The sequence below is a fragment of the Consotaella salsifontis genome (assembly GCF_900167365.1).
Taxonomy (GTDB): domain Bacteria; phylum Pseudomonadota; class Alphaproteobacteria; order Rhizobiales; family Rhizobiaceae; genus Consotaella; species Consotaella salsifontis.
Map to the genome: position 1 here is coordinate 268155 of NZ_FUXL01000002.1, position 20330 is coordinate 288484.

Consider the following 20330-nt stretch of genomic DNA (forward strand, 5'->3'; position numbering starts at 1 on the left):
GCATGGCAGATCATGCCACAGCCGGCCGGCGGCCCGGGGTTCCTAGGGAGAGGGTAGGCGCGATACCTTCCGTTGCAATAGCGGCGCGGCGGATTCGCCTTCAAAGCGAGACAGCCTCACAGGGAGCGATGAATGGCATCGCCGGAATGCGCTCATATGGAGGGTTCCGAACCTCAGCCGACGGCGGAGACGGAGCTGCCCAGCGCCGCGATGGTGGCGTGGCTCATCTCCTCGGCGTGAAGCGGGAGCGAGTCGTTCTCGAAAAGATCGGGATGCTGCTCGGCGAGCGCCGGCAGCGCCAGGAAGATCTCGCGGAGATGAACGCGCATCGTTTCCATCGCCGCGCGCTCGTCACGCCGGGCAATGGCATCGACAATCGAGCGGTGCTGCTCGACCAGAAGCGATCTCGGCGTGGCCCCGGGCAGGCTGAGATAGCGGACGCGATCCATCTGGGCCTTGCCGTTTTCGATGACACGCCAAGCCGCCTCACAATCGACGGCCTCGGCCAGTGCATGATGGAAGCGTTCATCGAGCGCCAGGAACGCCTGGTTATCGGCCCTCGCAGCAACGCGCTCCTGTTCGTCAAGGATGGCCGAGATCCTCGCGATGTCCTTTTCGGTGGCAACCCTGCAGCAGGTTCGCGCCGTGGCCACCTCTACTGCCTCGCGCACGAAGCGCGCATCGGCCACCGCCCGCAGGGAGATCTTCACCACGAAGGTTCCCCGCTGCGGCAAAATGCGCACCAACCCCCCTTCCGCGAGCTTGATGAAGGCCTCTCGCACGGGTTGACGGCTGGCGCCGAATTGGCCCGCGATTTCCTTCTCCGAAAGCGCCTGGCCGGGCATCAGACGCATTTGAATGATCGACGCGCGAAGCTGCGCATAAATCTGGGGCGCGAGCGCCGCCGCCGGGTCGATTGCCGCTACCATCTCAAAAAAACCGCTTGCATCTCATGCCCGTCATACTACCATACCAATACCGGTCCGCAAGCCTTGATGAAGGCCTGAAGCGAGCCGCACAGCCCCGAGCGGCCGTTGAGAGCCGCCGTGACGGCTGAATTCTCGTGCGCCGGTCGTCGGCCGGAACCCTGAAGGGAGATAGGGAACACATGTCGATTCTCAGCAAACTCATGTCTGTCGCCGCTGCCGCCGGCGCGATGGTCGTCTTCGGTCTTCCGGCGGCGAATGCCGCCGATTATCAGCTCAACGTCAGCACGGCGCTGACCGCCGAGGACCCGATCTACCAGGGTCTCGAGCAGTTCCGCCAGCGCGTCTCCGAGCGCACCGACGGCAAGGTCGAAGTGCGCCTCTTCCCGAGCTCGCAGCTCGGCAAGGACGAAGACGTTCTTGAGCAGGCCCGCGCCGGCGCCAACGTCGCCGTTCTGGTCGATCCGGGCCGCCTCGCCGTCTTCGTCAAGGACATGGGCGTCCTCGGCGGGCCCTACCTCGCCGATGGCTTCCAGGGCTACCGCAAGGTCGTCACCTCGCCGCTCTTCGACAAGTGGACCGAGGAACTGCGCAAGGCGTCCGGCCATCAGATCCTGTCGATGAACTGGTGGCAGGGCTCGCGCAACGTCCTGACGCAGAAGCCCGTCACCAAGCCGGAAGACCTCTCGGGTGTTCGCATGCGCACGCCCGGCGCGCCGGTTTGGATGGAAACCATCCGCGCGATGGGCGCCACGCCGACGCCGATGGGTTGGGGCGAGGTTTATCCCGCCATGCAGCAGAACGTCATCGACGCCGCTGAGGCGCAGGACACCGCCGTCTACGGCGCCCGCCTCTATGAGGTCGCCAAGCACTATACCAAGACCGGCCACATCGGCCTGATCACTGGCCTCGTCACCAGCGCGCAGTGGTTCGACAGCCTGCCGCAGGAATTCCAGACAGTGCTGAAGGAAGAGGCGCTTTCCGGCGGCGACGTGGCCTCCAAGGCCACCGAGGACGCTGAAGCCAAGGTCGACGCCGACATGGAGAAGGCCGGCCTTTCGATCGACAAGATCGACGTCACGCCCTTCAAGGAAGCGACCGCCGGCGTCTACGAGAAGCTCGGCTATGCCGATCTCAAGAAAGAGATCGACGAGGTTCTGGCCAAGTAAGCCAGACACTCACGGAAAGGCGGCGAAAGCCGCCTTTCCTCTTCGGGCCGCAAGAAGCCGCGGCGTCGCGGCAGGGGTTCATCCCAATGTTATCACTTCTATCCTGGTTGGAAGACTGGTTCGGCAAGCTGCTCCTTGCCGCCATCGTCGTCCTGGTCTTTACCGCCGCCATCGCGCGCACCGTCGACCATCCCTTGGTCTGGTCCGTCGATCTCGCGCAGGCGCTGTTCGTGTGGCTGTGCTTCGCAGGCGCGGTCAAGGGGCTGGCGCGCCGCTCGCACATCGGCGTCGACTACTTCGTGCAGAAGCTGCCCCTCGGCATGCGCCGCGTGGTCGACTTCGTGATGGCCGCCCTCGCCGTCGTTTTCCTGGCTGTCATGTCTTGGTTCGGCATTCAGCTGACGCTCCTCAACTGGGAGCGCGTCTACGGCGACAGCGGCATCTCCTATGCCTGGGTCACGATCGCCGTTCCCATCGGCTGCGGTCTTCTGGCGGTCATTCTGCTCTACCAGATGTTCATCGCGATCCGCGATGGAGCGCTCATCTTCGCCAAAGAGACACCGGCCACCGACGTCGCGCCAGGGCAAAAAGCCGACGACCTCATGCAGCAGGAGCTTTGAGCCATGGTGCTGCTCGCTGTCCTCTTCTTCCTATTCATGTTCGCGGGCATGCCGATCGCCTTCGGTATCGGCATCGCGGGCTTCAGTTTCTTCGCCACGAGCCAGTTCATCCCCGTGTCCATCGGCGTTCAGCAGGTGGCGGCGATGTCCCAGAGCTTCCCCCTGCTCGCCGTGCCGCTGTTCGTGCTGGCCGGCCACATGATGAACAAGACCGGCATCACGGAACGGCTCATCGGCTGCTCCAACGTGCTGGTGGCATGGATGTCCGGCGGCCTCGCCCAGGTCTGCATCCTGCTCTCGACGTTCATGGGCGGCGTCTCCGGCTCGGCGGTCGCCGATGCCGCCATGGAGGCGCGCGTTCTCGGCCCCTCCATGATCAAGAGCGGCTATTCGAGAGGCTTCACCTGCGCCTCGATCGCCGTCGGCTCGCTGATCACCGCGACCATTCCGCCGAGCCTCGGCCTCATTCTCTACGGCTTCGTCGGCAACGTCTCGATCGGCCGCCTCTTCCTCGCGGGCGTCGTGCCGGGCATCCTCATGATGATCGCCATGATGTTCACCGTGTGGCTCGTGGCGCGCAAGCGCGGCTATAGCGCCGCCGACGCCGTTCCGCCCACACTGCCCCGCGTCGGGCGCGCCGTCTGGCATGCCAAGTGGGCGCTGCTCTTCCCCGTGGCGCTTCTCTTTGCCATCCGCAGCGGCGTCTTCACCCCGTCCGAGGTCGGCGCCTTCGCGGTGGTCTACGCCGTCGTCATCGGCACCTTCGTCCACCGCGACCTGACCTGGGCCTCGTTCAACGAAGCGCTCAGCGAGAGCGTCCAGGACATCGGCGTCATCACGCTGATCATCCTGCTCTCCGGCATGGTCGGCTATGCCATCGTGTTCGAGCAGGCGCCGCAGACGATCGCCCAGGTGATGCTCGGCCTTTCCAGCCAGCCCGTCGTCGTCGTCTTCATGATCCTCGTCTTCATCTTCATCTGCGGCCTCTTCGTCGAAGCCACGGTGATGACGCTGTTGCTGACGCCGATCTTCGTGCCGATCATCACCAAGCTCGGCATGGACCCGGTCCACTTCGGCGTTTTGATGATGAGCATCATCACCCTTGGCGGCATGACCCCGCCGGTGGGTGTGGCGATGTACGCCGTGTGCTCGATCCTCGATTGTCCGGTCGAGGAATACCTCAAGGAATCGCTGCCCTTCCTGGTCGCGATCCTCATCGTCATCGCGGTCCTGGTGCTGTTGCCCGGTCTCGTCCTGTTCCTGCCAAACCTTTTGATGTGAGGCCGTCATGCAAGAATCTTTCAGGTGGTTCGGCCCAGCCGACAAAGTCACCCTTCCGGAAATCGTCCAGACCGGCGCCACCGGCATCGTCACGGCGCTCCACGACATTCCCTACGGCGAAGTGTGGACCGTGGAGCAGATCGAGGAGCGCAAGGCCTTCATCGAGCGCGAGTCTGACGGCCGGCTGTCGTGGGTGATGGTGGAGAGCCTGCCGGTTCACGAGTCGATCAAGCTCGGCGACCGGGACCTTACGCCGCTCTACGAGAACTACCGCATTTCGCTGCGCAATCTGGCGTCCTGCGGTATCAAGGCGGTCTGCTACAACTTCATGCCGCTTCTCGACTGGACCCGCACGCAGCTGCGGGAGCCGCTACCCGGCGGCGGTTCGGCGCTGCGCTTCAACATGCATGAATACGCCGCCTTCGAGGTCTTTATCCTGGAGCGCGAGGGCGCGGCGGAAACCTTCTCCGCCGACGTGCTCGAGCGGGCGAAGGCCTGGTTCGACGCCTCGACGCAGGAGGATCGCGACCGGCTGCTCAACTCGATCATGGCGGGCCTTCCCGGCGCCTATGAACGTTACGACGTCGCCGGACTGCGCGCGGTGCTCGCCCGCTACAAGGGCATCACCGTCGACGACATCCGCGCCAACTACGTCGCCTTCCTCAAGGCGGTCGTGCCGACGGCCGAAGAAACCGGCGTCATGCTCTGCGTCCACCCCGACGATCCGCCGCGTCCGATCTTCGGCCTGCCGCGCGTCGTCAAGAACGCCGAGGACATCGCCTTCATCCTCGACGCCGTTCCCTCGCTCGCCAATGGCCTGACGCTGTGCTCGGGCTCGCTCGGCGCCAATCCGGAGAACGACGTGCCGGCCATCGCCGCGCGCTTTGCCGACCGCATCCACTTCGCCCATCTTCGAAACGTGAAGAAGGAAGCGGACGGCTCGTTCCAGGAAGCGGCTCACCTTGCGGGCGACACCGACATGGTGAAGCTGGTGCGCGTGCTGATGGCGGAAGAGAAGCGCCGCCGCGAGAGCGGGCGCGCGGACTCGAATATCGTCATGCGGCCGGACCACGGCCACGAGATGCTTTTCGACGTCGGCCGCAAGACCCATCCGGGCTACCCGCTGATTGGGCGTATGCGCGGATTGGCGGAGCTTCGCGGCGTGATGGCGGCCATCAGCGCGATCGAAGGCTGACCCAACCGCTTTCCGAAGCAAAGCGCAGTACAAGTGCGAGAAGCTTATTGCCGGCGCCCATGGGCGCCGGTTTTCTTTTGGGAAGGCATGATCTGGCAAAGGCATGCGCCGCCCCGAGGGGCACCTTTCTTCCATCACGCTGGCGGGTTCACAGTTCGTTGATGAAGACCGACAAGTTCGCGGCTGTCTTTCGCCTTAGTCCCATGGTTTTTTCTGGAACTCTTTGCGAAGAATTAGCAGGACCGCCGCAAGAGTGGCGTCGTGCGGACCGAAGGGAACCAATGCGGAAATGAAGGTGTTGGCGAATAGACTGTGAGCTCGTCGGACATCTTCCGACAGGCGTCCGGTCGTATCGGGTCGAGCGAACACGCAGACATGAGTCGACGTGCGCCGCGATGGCGCGGGCAGGCCAGCGTGAGAAATCTAGCAGGCATTCACCGGAACAACCGCTGGAAGATCCATCTTAATCACGCATGGTCCGAGGTCGTTGTCATAGATCAAATGAGGACCTGAAAACCGGGCAAGGGAGCTTTCGCCAAAACAAGATTGTCCAGGTAGAGAATGGAGATCATATCGGGGGAGACACGGTGCCAATGATCTTCAACCGACAGGCACCACAGCCGGCCCCGTGAGAGCGAAGTTCAAACGTTCCCGACTCGGCCGATCTGCCAGGACCGCCAGTGCCGCACGGTCGGCGGTGGTCCCAAGGAAAGAGGACAGACATGATGGATACCGTTTCCGACGCCACCCTCGCAGAGCCCTGGGCCGGCTTCTCCGGAACCACCTGGCGCGAGGCGATCGACGTTCGCGACTTCATTCAGGCGAACTACAAGCCCTACGAAGGTGATGCCTCCTTCCTTGCCGGCGCCACCGACCGCACGAAGGCGCTCTGGGAGAAGCTGAGTGTGCTTCTCGCCGAAGAGCGCAAGAAGGGCGTGCTGGACGTTTCCGCTGACAAGCCCAGCTCGATCATCGCTCACGACGCCGGATACATCGATCAGGCCAACGAAGTTATCGTCGGCTTGCAGACGGACGCGCCGCTGAAGCGGGCGATCATGCCGAACGGCGGACTGCGCATGGTCGAGGGCGGCCTGTCCGCTTACGGCTTCAAGGCGGACCCGGTCGTCCACGAGATGTGGACGCACCACCGCAAGAGCCACAACCAGGGCGTCTTTGATGCCTATACGCCCGAGATCATCGCCTGCCGGAAGTCCGGCGTCATCACCGGCCTCCCGGATGCCTACGGCCGCGGCCGCATCATCGGCGACTATCGCCGCGTGGCTCTTTATGGCACCGACGCCCTTCGGGCAGCCAAGCAGAAGGAATTCCACGAGCTCGACGGCGCGGTCTTCACGGAAGACACGATCCGCCAGCGCGAGGAGCTTTCGGAGCAGTTCCGTGCCCTCGATGAGCTGCGCGAGATGGGCGCCAAGTATGGCTTCGATCTGTCCCGGCCGGCGCAAAACGCCCGCGAGGCGGTGCAGTGGACCTATTTCGCCTATCTGGCTGCGGTGAAGGAGCAGAATGGCGCCGCCATGTCCTTCGGCCGCGTGTCGACCTTCCTGGACATTTACATCCAGCGCGATCTCGAGGCGAACCTTCTCACCGAGGACCAGGCGCAGGAGATGATCGACGATCTCGTCATCAAGCTGCGTATCGTCCGCTTCCTGCGCACGCCGGAATACGACGAGCTGTTCTCGGGTGATCCGACCTGGGTGACGGAATCGATCGGCGGCATGGGCCTGGACGGCCGTCCGCTGGTGACGAAGTCGAGCTTCCGCTTCCTCAACACGCTGTTCAACCTTGGCCCGGCACCTGAGCCGAACCTGACCGTGCTGTGGAGCTCCAAGCTGCCGGAAGGCTTCAAGAACTTCTGCGCCAAGGTGTCGACCGATACCAGCGCCATCCAGTACGAAAACGACGACCTGATGCGCGAGAAGTGGGGCGACGACTACGGCATCGCCTGCTGCGTCTCGGCCATGCGCATCGGCAAGCAGATGCAGTTCTTCGGTGCTCGTGCAAACCTTGCCAAGTGCATGCTGTACGCCATCAACGGCGGTGTGGACGAGAAGAGCGGCAAGCGGATCGCGCCGGGCTTCGAGCCCATCACGAGCGACGTCCTCGATTATGACGAGGTGCTCGCCAAGTTCGACAAGATGATGGATTGGCTCGCCAAGACCTACGTCAACGCGCTGAACATCATCCACTACATGCACGACAAGTACGCCTATGAGCGTATCGAGATGGCGCTGCATGATCGTGACATCCTGCGCACCATGGGCTGCGGTATCGCCGGTCTGTCGGTGGCCGCCGACTCGCTCTCGGCCATCAAGCACGCCAAGGTGCATGTGATCCGCGACGAGAAGGGCCTGGCCGTCGATTACAAGATCGAGGGTGAATATCCGGCCTTCGGTAACAATGACGATCGCGTCGACGACATCACGGCGTGGCTGGTCAAAGCCTTCATGGAGAAGGTCAGGGCCCAGCCCTACTTCTATCGCAATGCGATGCCGACGCAGTCGGTCCTGACGATCACCTCCAACGTGGTCTACGGCAAGAAGACCGGCACCACGCCGGACGGTCGCCGCGCCGGCGAGCCTTTCGCTCCGGGTGCCAACCCGATGAACGGCCGCGACAAGAAGGGCTTCGTCGCAGCGGGTGCGTCGGTTGCCAAGCTTCCTTACGACGAGGCGCTCGACGGCATTTCGTGGACGGCATCGGCGACGCCAGGCTCCCTCGGCCGCACGGCGGAGGATCGGGTCAAGAACCTCGCCAACTGCCTTGACGCCTACACGGCGGCGGGCGGCTTCCATGTCAACGTGAACGTCTTCAATCGCGAGACGCTGCTCGACGCCATGGAGCATCCCGAGCTCTACCCGCAGCTGACGATCCGCGTCTCCGGCTATGCGGTAAACTTCGTCAAGCTGACCCGTGAGCAGCAGATGGACGTCATCAACCGGACCTTCCACGAGCACATGTAAGGTCTTCAAGGAGCCGAGCGGGATCTTCCCGCCCGGCTCCTGCCCTCCCCGACCACCTGACACCTTCGAGCCTTCGGCTCGACACGGCCTGGACAGGAGATATCGAGATGGCCTTTCGCATGACGGAATCGGTCGAAGCCCCCCAGCTCCACGTTCCCTCCGCGGTGCATCTGCCGTCCGACCACGGCTACATCCATTCTGTGGAGTCCGGGGCGGCGGTCGACGGACCGGGCATGCGCTTCGTCTTCTTCACCTCGGGCTGTCTTTTCCGCTGCTCCTATTGCCACAACCCCGACACCTGGAAGCTCCACAACGGCCGCTCCGTCACGCTCGATGAGGCGATGGCGGAGGTGAAGCCCTATGCCGGCTTCCTGCGCGTTGCCGGCGGCGTCACCATCTCCGGCGGCGAGCCGCTGATGCAGGCCGGATTCGTCGGCGCGCTCTTCCGGCGGATCAAGGACGAACTGCGGCTGCACAACGCCCTCGACACCCAGGGCTTCCTCCACGCCCATGTCGACGACAACTGGTTCGATCCCATCGATCTCGTTCTTCTCGACATCAAGCATTCCGATCCTGCCAAATACGAGAAGCTGACGGCGCAGCCGCTTCAGCCTACGCTCGACTTCGCCCACCGGCTGAAGCGCCTCGGCAAGCCCATCTGGCTGCGCTACGTCCTGGTCCCGAACCTCACCGACGATGCTGACGATGTCGCCCGCCTAGCGGATTTCGTCGCCGATCTGGGGTCGGTGGTGGAGCGGGTGGAGGTTCTTCCCTTCCACCAGATGGGCGCCCACAAATGGGCGGAGCTTGGCATGAAGTATCCGCTCCAAGGATGGCCGACACCCTCCAACGAGGCGACGGCGGCCGCGCGCTCTATCTTTGCCGAGCGCGGGCTGAAGGTCTTTTAAAGTTCATCCTGATCTCGCCGCCTTTCGGCTTGATCAGGTCGCGTCATGGCGTACCCTGCCGGCGACATGCCGAGGCATGGAAGATTGCGCGAAGGACGCCACCGATGACAGCCGCCGACCACGTGAACCACGCCAGGGGTCTCCCGAGCTTCGCCGATGTGGATGCCGCGCGCCAGCGCATCCTTGGCATCGCGCACCGGACGCCGGTGATGACCTCCCGCACCGCAAACGCGCTGACGGGCGCTCATCTCTTTTTCAAATGCGAGAACTTTCAGCGCGCCGGCGCCTTCAAGTTTCGCGGCGCCTGTAACGCCATCGCAGCCCTTTCGGATGAGGCGCGCGCGCGCGGCGTCGCGGCGTTCTCCTCGGGCAATCACGCCCAGGCGATCGCCTATGCCGCCAAGCTTCAGGGCGTTCCGGCCACGATCCTGATGCCGGCGGACGCCCCGGCGATGAAGCTCGCCGCTACACGCGGCTACGGCGCTGAGGTGATCACCTACGATCGCTATACCGAGGATCGCGAGGCTCTCGGCCGCGTTCTGGCCGAGGAGCGGGGGCTGACGCTGATCCCGCCCTTTGATCATGCGGACATCATCGCCGGCCAGGGCACTGCCGCGGCCGAACTCTTCGAGGAGGTCGGGCCGCTGGACATGCTCATCGTGCCTCTCGGCGGCGGCGGGCTAACCGCCGGCTCGGCCCTTTCGGCCGAGAAGCTGTCCCCCGACTGCGAAATTTACGGGGTCGAACCTGAGGCTGGCGATGACGGCCGCCAATCATTGAAGGCAGGCGAGATCGTCACCATCGCGGTTCCGCGTTCCATCGCCGACGGGGCGCTCACCAGTCGTCTCGGCCACTTGACCTTCCCCATCATCCGCCGCTTGGTAACGGACATCCTGACGGTGCCCGATGACGCCTTGGTCGAAGCCATGCGGTTTTTCGCCGAACGAATGAAGCTGGTGGTCGAACCAACCGGGTGCCTCGGAGCCGCGGCGGCGTTTACCGGCACCGTGCCCGTCGCGGGAAAGCGGGTCGGCGTGATTCTGAGCGGGGGCAATGTCGACATGGCGAGCTTCGCCCGGTTCTTCTGACGAACTCATCCAGATCTGTGCGACAGGACATGGCGGCGGTGTGACGCATGGGTGCCGAGCAGCGTTGACCTGAGCTTTTTTGCCATTTAAATGGATTTAAGTCGTCGCTAGCAAGGTCATCGCCGCTCCCATCAAAGGCTCCTGACCGCCAGCGACCGCCCGATCGATAGGCGCTTCCGCTATCGCGCATCTCCGGCCATCCGACCTGAGGTCGGGCTGGCCGCGGCACGGTGCAACGCCGTGCTGTCCCGTCAACCCTTCGAAGGAGGGACACCATGCCCGTCACCAATCCGACCGAGCTCGACCAGCTTGTTGCCCGCGTCAAAGCGGCCCAACAGGTCTATGCGGAATTCGATCAGGAGCGAGTGGATCTGATCTTCCGCGAGGCGGCGCTGGCCGTTGCCAACGCGCGCATTCCTCTTGCCCGCATGGCCGTCGAGGAGACGGGCATGGGCGTCATGGAGGACAAGGTCACGAAGAACCATTTCGCCTCCGAATACATCTACAACAAGTACAAGGACGAGAAGACCTGCGGCGTCCTTGACGAGGAGCCGGAATACGGCACCATGACGCTGGCCGAGCCGGTGGGCCTCATCTGCGCCATCGTCCCGACCACCAATCCCACCTCGACCGCCATCTTCAAGGCGCTGATCGCGCTGAAGACCCGCAACGGCGTGATCTTCTCGCCGCATCCGCGCGCCAGGAAGTCGACCTGTGAGGCGGCGCGCCTCGTTCTGCGCGCGGCGGTGAAGGCCGGCGCGCCCGAGGATATCATCGGCTGGATCGACGAGCCGTCGGTGGAGCTCTCCAACGCTCTGATGCGCCACAAGGACATTAACCTGATCCTGGCGACCGGCGGCCCCGGCATGGTGAAGGCGGCCTATTCGTCCGGCAAGCCGGCCATCGGCGTTGGCGCAGGCAACACGCCGGCGGTCATCGACGAGCACGCGGATATCAAGCGCGCCGTCGCCTCCATTCTCATGTCGAAGACCTTTGACAACGGCGTCATCTGCGCCTCCGAGCAGTCGGTGATCGCGGTCGATGCGGTCTACGACACGGTGCGTGAACGCTTCCGCAGCCATGGCGGCTACATTCTGTCCGGCAACGAGGCGGGCGCCGTGCGCGACGTGATCATGCAGAACGGAACGCTCAACGCCAAGATCGTCGGCCAGTCGGCTCCGACCATCGCCAAGGCGGCGGGCATTACCGTTCCGTCCGACACCAAGGTGCTCATCGCCGAGGTGGAAAGCACGGAGGAGGACGAGGTCTTCGCCCACGAGAAGCTCTCGCCGACGCTGGGCATGTACCGCGCCAAGGACTTCGACGACGCGTGCTCCAAGGCGGCGGCTCTGGTCGCCCTCGGCGGCATTGGCCACACCTCGGTTCTCTATACGGACCAGGACCTCGAGCCGCAGCGCATCGCGACGTTCGGCGACAAGATGAAGACCGCGCGCGTGCTGATCAACAGCCCGGCCTCTCATGGCGGCATCGGCGACCTCTACAACTTCCGCCTCGCCCCCTCCCTCACCCTCGGCTGCGGCTCCTGGGGCGGCAACTCCATTTCGGAGAACGTCGGACCGCAGCATCTCATCAACAAGAAGACGGTGGCAAAGCGAGCCGAAAACATGCTCTGGCACAAGCTCCCCAAGGACATTTATTTCCGCCGCGGCTGCCTGCCCTTTGCCCTTGAGGAGCTGAAGGGCAAGAAGCGCTGCCTCGTCGTCACCGACCGCTTCCTCTTCGAGAACGGCCACGTGAACGAGACGGTGCGCATCCTCAAGGAGCAGGGCCTCGAAGTGGAGGTGTTCTTCGAGGTTTCGGCCGATCCGACACTGGCGGTCGTGCGCAAGGGACTTTCCATGTGCAACGCCTTCGCCCCGGACGTGATCCTTGCCCAGGGCGGCGGCTCGCCGATGGACGCGGCCAAGATCATGTGGGTGATGTACGAGCATCCGAACGTCGAGTTCGCCGATCTCGCGCTGCGCTTCATGGACATCCGCAAGCGCATCTACCGCTTCCCCAAGCTCGGCGAGAAGGCGATGTTCGTCGCCGTCCCCACCACCTCGGGCACGGGCTCGGAAGTGACGCCCTTCGCCGTCGTTACCGACGAGAAGACCGGCATCAAGTATCCGATCGCCGATTACGAGCTCACCCCCAACATGGCGATCATCGACGCCGATCTCGTCATGCACATGCCGAAGTCGCTGACCGCCCATGGCGGCATCGACGCTGTGACGCATTCGCTCGAATGCTACGTGTCGGTGATGGCGAACGAATATTCCGATGGCCAGGCGCTCCAGGCGCTGAAGCTCCTGAAGGAATATCTGCCCTCGGCCTATAAGAACGGGGCGCGCGATCCGAAGGCACGCGAGCAGGTGCACAATGCGGCGACGCTCGCCGGCATCGCCTTTGCGAACGCGTTCCTCGGCGTCTGCCACTCCATGGCCCACAAGCTCGGCGCGGAGTTCCACATCGCGCACGGCCTTGCCAACGCGCTGCTCCTGTCGAACGTCATCCGCTACAATGCGGTGGACAACCCGACGAAGCAGGCGGCCTTCAGCCAGTACGACCGGCCCAAGGCGGTGTGCCGCTATGCCGAGGTGGCCCGGCATTTGGGTCTTGGCGGACGCGACGACCACCATTCCGTCGAAAAGCTCATCGCATGGGTGGACGACCTCAAGCGCGAGCTCGACATTCCGCCCTCCATCCAGGCGGCGGGTGTTGCCGAAGCCGACTTCCTAGCCAAGGTCGACCAGCTCGCCGAAAAGGCGTTCGACGATCAGTGCACCGGCGCCAATCCGCGCTATCCGCTGATCAGCGAAATCCGCCAGGTGCTGCTCGACAGCTACTATGGCCGCCCCTACGCGGAGCGCCACGGAGAGGCCCGCGAGGACGCCGGCGACGGCGAAGTCGTCGCGCTCAAGGCTCGCGGCTGACGCAAAACGGCACCGGCCCGGTGATCGACCGGGCCGGTGCCGACCGCTGATACCGAGTAAAGAGACGAGGACCGATCAGAAGTCGGTCCATCCGTCATCCACCGGCTCGGGCCGTGGCGCCGCATTGACGGAAGCGGGCATCCTCTGCCGTCTTGGCGGAGGAGGAACCGCGACAGGTACGGCGCGGGCCGGTGCATCTCGCCGCAAGAGCGTCGGACGTGAGGCGGGTGCCGGGATTCCACGAGAGATCGGAGCGCGCACGGGGCGCGCGAGTGTCGGCGGCACCGCGCGAAGAGCCGCGCGCTCTTGCTGATCGGCATGGCCCTTCGAAACGGTGGTCCGAAAGCTGGCGATAAGGTCGCCGAGATGGTCCGTCTCGCGAACCAGACTCTCCGCCGCCGCCGCCGCCTCCTCGACCATGGACGCCTGCTGGCGCGCAAGGCCGTCCAGATGCTCGGTCTCGCCGGCGATCTGCGCGAGGTTCGCGGCCTGCTCGCGGGTGCCCCTGGCGATCTCGCCCACCAGTGACGACATGGCCACGATCTCGGCGATGACTTCCTCGAAGCTTTCGCCGGAGGCTGAGACCAGCGCGACACCATCGGCGACATGGGCGCGCGAGGCGGCGATCAGGCTCTTGATCTTCTTGGCGGCCGTCGCCGAGTGCTGCGCCAGCGCCCTCACCTCCTGCGCGACCACGGCAAAGCCTTTGCCCGCCTCCCCCGCGCGCGCCGCCTCGACGCCCGCATTCAGGGCAAGAAGGCTTGTCTGGAACGCGATCTCGTCGATGATGCCGATGATCTTGCTGATCTCGGTCGAGCTCTTTTCCAGCCCATTCATGGCGGCAACGGCCCGGCCCACCGTCTCGCCGCCCTTTTCGGCGTTCGCCCTTGCGGCCTCGGCGGAAGTCTGGGCCTTGCCCGCATGTGTTGCCGTCGCTCCGATGGCCCGGCTCACCGCCTCGAGCGCCGCTATAGCCTCGGCGAGGCCGCTTGCCTGGCGTTCGCTCTGTTCGGCGAGACCGCCGGTGATCCCGTCGATTTCGCCGAGGCCCGCTCGAATCTCGTCCACCGACTCCACGACACCCGAGAGCAGATCCTCCAACTCGGCAACCGAGGCGTTGAAGCGCTGGCGGATCGGCTCGTGGTCCGGGCTCGCCGGGCGGTTCAGGCGGACCGTCAGATCGCCACCGGCAAGACGCTGAAAGCCGCGATCGAGATCGGCGGCAAAGGCGGAATGAGCCTCCGACCGATCGCGTTCGGCCGCGAGATGACGTTCGCGCTCAGTCTCGTTGTCGCGACGAAGGTCGGCGACCTCCTGCTCAAGTTGGTCGCTCTTGCGGGCAAGTTCGTCGGCGCGCAAAAAGACGCGCGCGAATTGGCCGATTTCGTCCTGGCGCTCATTGCCTGGGACAGCCACCGCGCGCTCGCCATCCAGAATGCGCCCCGCGACCTCGGCAAGCTCCAAGAGCGGCCGAACGAACACCCACCGGAGGAAGACGAAGAGACAGATCAAGACGAGCAGGAGGGCGGCGCCAGCGGCGATCAGCCTGGTCTTCACCGATGAGGCCGCGCCGGCCCAATCCACCTCGGCCGTGGCGGCCAAGATCCGGTGGTGATCCATGACATCGGAGAGGATGGCGCGCACATCGCCGAGATCGATATCCCCAACCCGACCGAGCAAGGCGTGGTCGTCGACGGTCGGATCGTCGACATAGCCCATCTCCCGCTCCGGGCCTTGCCGCTGCCAAGCGGCGACGGCGTCAGCAAGCCGCGCCAGGGCCGGCGCATCGCCCGACGCACGGCCGTCCCTTCGAGCAGCGTCCATATCGTGTTCGAAGGCTGATTTCGCGGAGGTGTAGGCGCGCTTGAAGGCTTCGTCACCTGTGAGAAGATAGGCGCGCGCCGCGCTTTGCTGCGCCAGGAGATCCTTCTCAACGGTGCTCAGCCCCTCCACCAGAGCGCGAGCATCGACCGCCGAGCCCGCGGCCTCAAAGGCCCGGTCGATGCCGGACAGCGCGAAGACGCCGGCGGGCGTCACCGCGACAAGCGCGACGACAAAGCCAACCGCCAGCTTTCGCGGCATCCCGACATTCCGAAAATTCACACGCAGGCTCCAGCGACACCCAACACAGCCGCGTCAATCCTACCCCGCAAAGTAGGAGCAGAACTTGCGCGAATGGATCAAATGTCGCCGCAGCATTTCCGCCGCCACGGGTTCAATGCCAGGCATCGGAGCCGACGGGCCTTCCCGCCGGCCGCGAGCCTCAACCGAGAGCGTGCAAGTGGGGGCGCCGCCCTGGCTCCGCGGTGGTCTGGGCATAACGAAGCGCCTGCATCCGCGAATAGGGCGTCAGCTGGCCCAGCCTTTCCTGTGCGAGCGGCGAGACATCGTATTCGCCGCATTTTGGGCAACGGATCGAGATGGCATCCGCCGGGCTGTCGATCCTATCGGCCGGGCCGCCACAGACGAAGCACTGCATATTTCCTCCCCTTCCCGACGGATCGCGAGGCTCTCCCCTCCTCGCAACCCCTCGAAGAATGCGCGCCGTCGAATAGGCTGGCAAGGTGCTTTAAGCCGCAGCTTCGCCGGAAGAGGCGGGCGCGGAAGGTGAGGCTACCTTGGCCTTACGTCAAATGCCCTTCACGGCTCCGCCGTCGCAGCGGACGAGGCTGCCCGTCACATAGCTCGCCCGCGCGCTGACCAGGAACGCGGCCACGGAGCCGAACTCCTCGACCGATCCATAGCGTCCGGTCGGGATGGCCGCGCGATTGGCTTCCCTAACGGCCTCGATGCTTTTACCCGTCCGTTTGGCGTTGGCAGAGTCCAGCTCCTGCAGCCGGTCGGTGTCGATCCGTCCCGGCAGGAGCATGTTGACGGTCACGCCGTCCTCCGCGACCTCGCTCGCCAAGGTCTTAGAAAAGCCGACGAGAGCCGATCGCAGGGTGTTGGAGAGGGCAAGATTCGGGATCGGTTGGACGACGCCCGAGGACGCGACCGTGAGAATGCGCCCCCATCCCGCCTCGCGCATCGCCGGAACGGCGCGGGTGGTCATCTCGATGATGCGCTCGACCATCATGGCGAACTGTTGCCGCAACACATCCAGCGACATGCCGGCGGCGCCTCCCGGCGGCGGACCGCCCGTGTTGTTGACCAGGATGTCGATCCCGCCCAGTTCCTTCTCGGCGGCGCTCATCAGGGTATCGACGAAGCCATCGTCCGAAAGGTTGGCGGCGACGAAATGCGCCTGCCCTTTTCCGCGCGCGTTGATGCGCTCGACATTGTCCGCCAGCCTGTCGGCGCTCCGGCCGCACAGGAGAACAGATGCCCCTTCGGCCGCGACCGCCTCGGCGATGGCAAGGCCTAGGCCGCGCGACGAGGCAAGGACGACCGCACGCTTGCCTTTGATTCCCAAGTCCATGAACCACCTCCTGTCCGTGTTGTTGATAGCGCATTGTCCGCCGAAGCCAAGGCAGCCGTGGCACAACCATCGGTGCAAGCTCGACAGGAAGGCTCGTTTGGCACGAATCCTTTAGAAAATTGTGGTTTGTTGAATCGCGATCATGACTTTCGAGGCCGTGCATGTTCCGCGAATTATTCAGCAACCCCGCAAGGCGCGACGCGGTCATCGCGACAGGCATGGCCATCGCTCTCTATGCGCTGTTCCTTTACCTCGACGCCTACGACAGATTCGCTGCCTTCATGAAAGGACACGAGAGCTGGGAGCTTGACGAGATCATCCTCGCCATCTTCCTGTCGGGCCTCTCGGGCTTCGTCTACGCTTGGCGGCGTCTTCTCGACCTCAAGCGCGAAGCCAAGCGCCGCAGCGAGGCGGAAGGCGAGGCGCTTTGGTTCGCCTATCACGACCCTCTGACGCGCCTGCCCAACCGGCACTATGTCGACGGCCGTATGAACGGCAGGAACAAGAACGCTACGAGCCCTGTCTCGGTCTTCGCCATCGATCTGGACGGCTTCAAGAAGGTCAACGACCTCGTCGGCCATCACGGCGGCGACGCCCTGCTCACCACGGTGGCCGAGCGGCTGCGGCAACTCTTCCCCGAGGATACCGTCATTCGCATGGGAGGCGACGAGTTCTGCGTCCTGTCGCAAACCCCGGCGGACGCCGCGGAGGAGATGGCGGAGCGGATGGTGGATTTGCTGAGCCGCCCGGTGATCATCGGCGGCATCCAAGTCGAGGTTGGCACATCCGTTGGCATAGGCCACAACCACGACCGCAAGGAGCGCCTGCAGACGGTCATGGAGCAGGCCGATCTTGCCATGTACGCCGCCAAGCGGCGCGGCCGAAACGGCGTCTGCGTCTTCGAGGCGTCGATGCGGGAAATCCTAACCGAACGCGTCAGGCTGGAGACGGAGCTGCGCGAGGCCGTTCGCGCGGGCGTGATCCGGCCGCACTACCAGCCGCTCATCCACCTCGACGGCGGCAAGATCCACGGCTTCGAGGCCCTGGCCCGTTGGACGGACAAGAGCGGCAACGCCGTCTCGCCGGCCGTCTTCATCGAGATCGCCGAGGAAGCGGGGCTGATCACCGACCTTTCGGGGCAACTCCTGCGGCAGGCCTGTCTCGACGCTCTCTCCTGGCCGAGCGAGACCCGCCTCGCCTTCAACATCTCCCCCGCCCAGCTCACCGACCGCCTGCTCGGCCTGCGGATCATCCAGATCCTCGGGGAAACAGGCTTTCCTCCTCGGCGCCTGGAGATCGAGATAACGGAAACGGCGGTCGTGCGCGAACTTGCGACGGCAACGCAGACCATCGAGGAACTCAAGCGCATCGGCATCCATATCGTTCTCGACGATTTCGGCACCGGTTATTCCAGCCTCTCTCAGCTCTCCAACATGAGCTTCGATGAGATCAAGATCGATCGCAGCTTCATGAACTCGCTCGGCGAGGAAGACAGCAAGCAGACCAAGATCGTGCGCGCCATCGTCGGCCTCAGCCAGGGCCTTGGCATCACGACGACCGCCGAGGGGATCGAGCAGCTTTCGCAGCTCGAACGCATCAAGGAGCTGGGCTGCAATCTGGGCCAGGGCTACCTCTTCGGAAAGGCGATGCCCGCCAACCATGTCGCCGGCTTTCTGGCCGGCAGGAACGCCCAGGAGGCGGACGTTCGCTTAGGCCGATAGTGGCCCGTGCGCCGAAGGAAGCGTCGGATCACTGAAGGTCGACGAAGACGCTGGCCCTTGCGGCGGCTCCCGCCTTATCCACCACGGATATCTCGACGAAGCCGGGCTCTTGCGGGCGCCAGGCTGCCTGCCGGCCGTCGAGGTTTTGCGCAATCGGGGCGCCGTCGACATACCAGGTGAAGGGCGGCTCGCCGTTTCTCACCTTCAGGAAGAGGTCGCTGTCGGCCCCCTGCCCGACAAGCTCGACCCTGGCGGCATTGGGCGGATAGGCGATCTCCGGCCTGAGGCGCGCATCGGCCTTTTCGGCGGCGCGGCCGAAGCGCTTCAGCGGAGGCGGCAGTCCCGCGCCGGCCGAGGCGAGAATGCCGGGCGGCGGCCCCGGCAGCGGCTCGATCGGTCCGATGCGGGCGAAGACGTCGCGCATCACGGGAACCGCCATGTCCTGCCCGACGAGGCCGGAGACCGGCGCACCGTCCGGCCGCCCGAGCCAGACGCCGACGACGTGGCGTCCGTCGTAGCCGACGGTCCAGGCATCGCGGTAGCCATAGGACGTTCCCGTCTTGTAGGCGACGAGACCGGGCGAGCCCTTGGCTGTCGTGGCCGCGCCCGCCAGAATGGACGTGACCTCCCAGGCCGCCTGGGGCGAAAGGATGCGGCGGCCTCTCGGCAGCGCCTCCCCCATCGTCACGTGCAGAGGCTCGGCGAGACCGCCATTGGCGAGGCCGCCATAGATACGCACGAGGTCCTCCAGCGACAGTCCGAGGCCCCCGAGGCCGATGGCGAGGCCCGGAATGGAACGATCGGAAAGGTCCGGCGCAGCGCCGGCCCTCTTCATCCGCGAGATCAACCTGGAGGGCCCGACGGCGGAGAGAAGCTCGACCGCCGGCAGATTGCGCGACAGCTGGAGCGCCCGGCGCGCTGTGATGATGCCCTGGAAGTCATGGTCGAAGTTCTGCGGCGTATAGCCCGAAAAGCCGCCGGGCGAGTCGTCGACCAGTGTCTCCGGATGGGCGATCCCGCGCTCGAAGGCGAGACCGTAGATCAAGGGCTTCAGCGCCGAACCAGGGGAGCGCTCGGAGCGCGTCAGGTCGACGAAGCCGTCGCGGCTCGCGTCGAAGAGATCGGGCGAGCCGACGGAGGCCAACACTTCGCCGGTGCTATGGTCCGACACGAGGATGGCGAGACTGAGCGGCCGCTTGAGGCTCGCCGCCTTGACCTGTACATAGGTTTCCAGACGCTCCTGGAGCGCCCGGTCGATGGTGAGGCGAATCTGGGCGCGGTCCGGATGCTCCGTATGCAGGCGATCGGCGGCATGGGCGGCCAACATGGGCAGGTCCATGCGGCGGGTCGGGACGGGCTCAGCCTTGGCGCGCCTCGCCTCCTCCGGCGCGATGACGCCGAGCGCCGCCATCCGGTCTAGCACCCGGTCGCGGCCGCGTTTGGCCTCGCCGGGGTTGCGATCCGGCCGCATCCTTTCCGGCGATTGCGGCAGGACGACCAGCAGCGCCGCCTCGGCGGCGGTCAGGCGCCGGGGCTCCTTGCCGAAAAAGGCGAGGCTCGCCGCCCGTACCCCCTCCAGATTGCCGCCATAGGGCGCCATCGAAAGATAAAGGGCCAGAATGTCCGCCTTGGAGCGACTGCGTTCCAAGGCCAGCGCCGAGAGCACCTGCTCGCCCTTGGCCGCAAAGCTGCGCGTCGGCAGGTCGAGGAGCATCCGCGCCACCTGCATGGTCAGCGTCGATCCGCCGGAGACGATGCGAAAATGCCGGAGAGATTGCCAGACCGCGCGGGCAAAGGCCGAGGGATCGATGCCGCCATGGGTCTGGAAGCGCTTGTCCTCCCAGGCCAGCAGCATTCGCAGGTAACGGGGGTCGACGTCGTCGGCGGTCGCCCGGAGCCGCCAACGGCCGTCATCGAGCGCAAAGGCGCGAAGCAGCGCCCCGTCCCTGTCGAGAACCTCGACGCCCGTCACCGGCGCCTGAAGGCTCGCCTCGCGCCGCTCGACCGCCGCCTCGAAGGAAGCGACCGCAACCACGAGAAGAACGGCACCGGCGAGCGCACCCGCCAGTGCCAACCGGGCCCCCCTC

General features: G+C 65.0%; 13 protein-coding genes. 9 read left to right on the top strand and 4 right to left on the bottom strand.

All coding sequences use genetic code 11. From position 1 onward, the window contains the following. Positions 1 to 173: 173 nt before the first annotated feature. The gene (locus tag B5D38_RS03370) at positions 174 to 929 is read right to left on the bottom strand and encodes a GntR family transcriptional regulator (protein WP_078706940.1); all 756 of its coding nucleotides are present in this window, start codon (positions 927 to 929) and stop codon (positions 174 to 176) included. Between the two features lie 179 nt (positions 930 to 1108). Between B5D38_RS03370 and B5D38_RS03375 the strand changes: the two genes are divergently transcribed. The 8 genes from B5D38_RS03375 (at position 1109) to adhE (ending at position 13104) form a co-directional block, all read left to right on the top strand. After that, positions 1109 to 2095: a C4-dicarboxylate TRAP transporter substrate-binding protein gene (locus B5D38_RS03375; RefSeq protein ID WP_078706941.1), complete on the top strand. Its 987-nt coding sequence runs from the start codon at positions 1109 to 1111 to the stop codon at positions 2093 to 2095. A gap of 86 nt (positions 2096 to 2181) precedes the next feature. Further along, entirely contained in the window at positions 2182 to 2715 is a 534-nt protein-coding gene (locus B5D38_RS03380; protein ID WP_078706942.1) for a TRAP transporter small permease, read from the top strand. A gap of 3 nt (positions 2716 to 2718) precedes the next feature. Further along, on the top strand, positions 2719 to 3996 hold the full coding sequence (locus B5D38_RS03385) for a TRAP transporter large permease (RefSeq protein WP_078706943.1): 1278 nt from the start codon (positions 2719 to 2721) through the stop codon (positions 3994 to 3996). Positions 3997 to 4003: 7 nt separating this feature from the next. After that, a complete protein-coding gene (gene uxuA / locus B5D38_RS03390) occupies positions 4004 to 5191 on the top strand; it encodes a mannonate dehydratase (protein ID WP_078706944.1) in 1188 nt (395 codons plus the stop codon). Between the two features lie 722 nt (positions 5192 to 5913). After that, complete coding sequence (pflB, locus tag B5D38_RS03395; RefSeq protein WP_210189110.1) at positions 5914 to 8172, top strand: formate C-acetyltransferase; 2259 nt, start codon at positions 5914 to 5916, stop codon at positions 8170 to 8172. Positions 8173 to 8279: 107 nt separating this feature from the next. Beyond that, on the top strand, positions 8280 to 9080 hold the full coding sequence (gene pflA, locus B5D38_RS03400; protein ID WP_116002558.1) for a pyruvate formate-lyase-activating protein: 801 nt from the start codon (positions 8280 to 8282) through the stop codon (positions 9078 to 9080). Between the two features lie 104 nt (positions 9081 to 9184). After that, the gene (locus B5D38_RS03405; protein ID WP_078706945.1) at positions 9185 to 10168 is read left to right on the top strand and encodes a threo-3-hydroxy-L-aspartate ammonia-lyase; all 984 of its coding nucleotides are present in this window, start codon (positions 9185 to 9187) and stop codon (positions 10166 to 10168) included. 230 nt (positions 10169 to 10398) lie between these two features. After that, on the top strand, positions 10399 to 13104 hold the full coding sequence (gene adhE, locus B5D38_RS03410; protein ID WP_280949363.1) for a bifunctional acetaldehyde-CoA/alcohol dehydrogenase: 2706 nt from the start codon (positions 10399 to 10401) through the stop codon (positions 13102 to 13104). Between the two features lie 75 nt (positions 13105 to 13179). Here the strand turns inward: adhE and B5D38_RS03415 are convergent, their stop codons facing one another. Then, positions 13180 to 15186, bottom strand: a complete 2007-nt coding sequence (locus B5D38_RS03415; protein ID WP_078706947.1) for a HAMP domain-containing methyl-accepting chemotaxis protein — start codon at positions 15184 to 15186, stop codon at positions 13180 to 13182. A 547-nt stretch (positions 15187 to 15733) separates the two neighbouring features. After that, positions 15734 to 16522, bottom strand: a complete 789-nt coding sequence (locus B5D38_RS03425) for an SDR family oxidoreductase (protein WP_078706949.1) — start codon at positions 16520 to 16522, stop codon at positions 15734 to 15736. A 161-nt stretch (positions 16523 to 16683) separates the two neighbouring features. On the opposite strand from B5D38_RS03425, the gene B5D38_RS03430 reads away from it, so the two are divergent. Next, on the top strand, positions 16684 to 18243 hold the full coding sequence (locus B5D38_RS03430; protein WP_078706950.1) for a putative bifunctional diguanylate cyclase/phosphodiesterase: 1560 nt from the start codon (positions 16684 to 16686) through the stop codon (positions 18241 to 18243). Positions 18244 to 18271: 28 nt separating this feature from the next. On the opposite strand, the gene pbpC is transcribed toward B5D38_RS03430, so the two are convergent. Further along, positions 18272 to 20317: a penicillin-binding protein 1C gene (gene pbpC / locus B5D38_RS03435; protein ID WP_245318771.1), complete on the bottom strand. Its 2046-nt coding sequence runs from the start codon at positions 20315 to 20317 to the stop codon at positions 18272 to 18274. Positions 20318 to 20330 lie beyond the last annotated feature (13 nt).

What these genes read in the sequence shown, in the direction of transcription:
- B5D38_RS03385 (WP_078706943.1), top strand. Translation starts at nt 2,719, where the DNA reads ATGGTGCTGCTCGCTGTCCTCTTCTTCCTATTCATGTTCGCGGGCATG.
- uxuA (WP_078706944.1), top strand. Translation starts at nt 4,004, where the DNA reads ATGCAAGAATCTTTCAGGTGGTTCGGCCCAGCCGACAAAGTCACCCTT.
- B5D38_RS03425 (WP_078706949.1), bottom strand. Translation starts at nt 16,522, where the DNA reads ATGGACTTGGGAATCAAAGGCAAGCGTGCGGTCGTCCTTGCCTCGTCG.
- B5D38_RS03430 (WP_078706950.1), top strand. Translation starts at nt 16,684, where the DNA reads ATGTTCCGCGAATTATTCAGCAACCCCGCAAGGCGCGACGCGGTCATC.
- B5D38_RS03380 (WP_078706942.1), top strand. Translation starts at nt 2,182, where the DNA reads ATGTTATCACTTCTATCCTGGTTGGAAGACTGGTTCGGCAAGCTGCTC.
- pflB (WP_210189110.1), top strand. Translation starts at nt 5,914, where the DNA reads ATGATGGATACCGTTTCCGACGCCACCCTCGCAGAGCCCTGGGCCGGC.
- pflA (WP_116002558.1), top strand. Translation starts at nt 8,280, where the DNA reads ATGGCCTTTCGCATGACGGAATCGGTCGAAGCCCCCCAGCTCCACGTT.
- B5D38_RS03370 (WP_078706940.1), bottom strand. Translation starts at nt 929, where the DNA reads ATGGTAGCGGCAATCGACCCGGCGGCGGCGCTCGCGCCCCAGATTTAT.
- B5D38_RS03405 (WP_078706945.1), top strand. Translation starts at nt 9,185, where the DNA reads ATGACAGCCGCCGACCACGTGAACCACGCCAGGGGTCTCCCGAGCTTC.
- B5D38_RS03415 (WP_078706947.1), bottom strand. Translation starts at nt 15,186, where the DNA reads ATGCCGCGAAAGCTGGCGGTTGGCTTTGTCGTCGCGCTTGTCGCGGTG.
- B5D38_RS03375 (WP_078706941.1), top strand. Translation starts at nt 1,109, where the DNA reads ATGTCGATTCTCAGCAAACTCATGTCTGTCGCCGCTGCCGCCGGCGCG.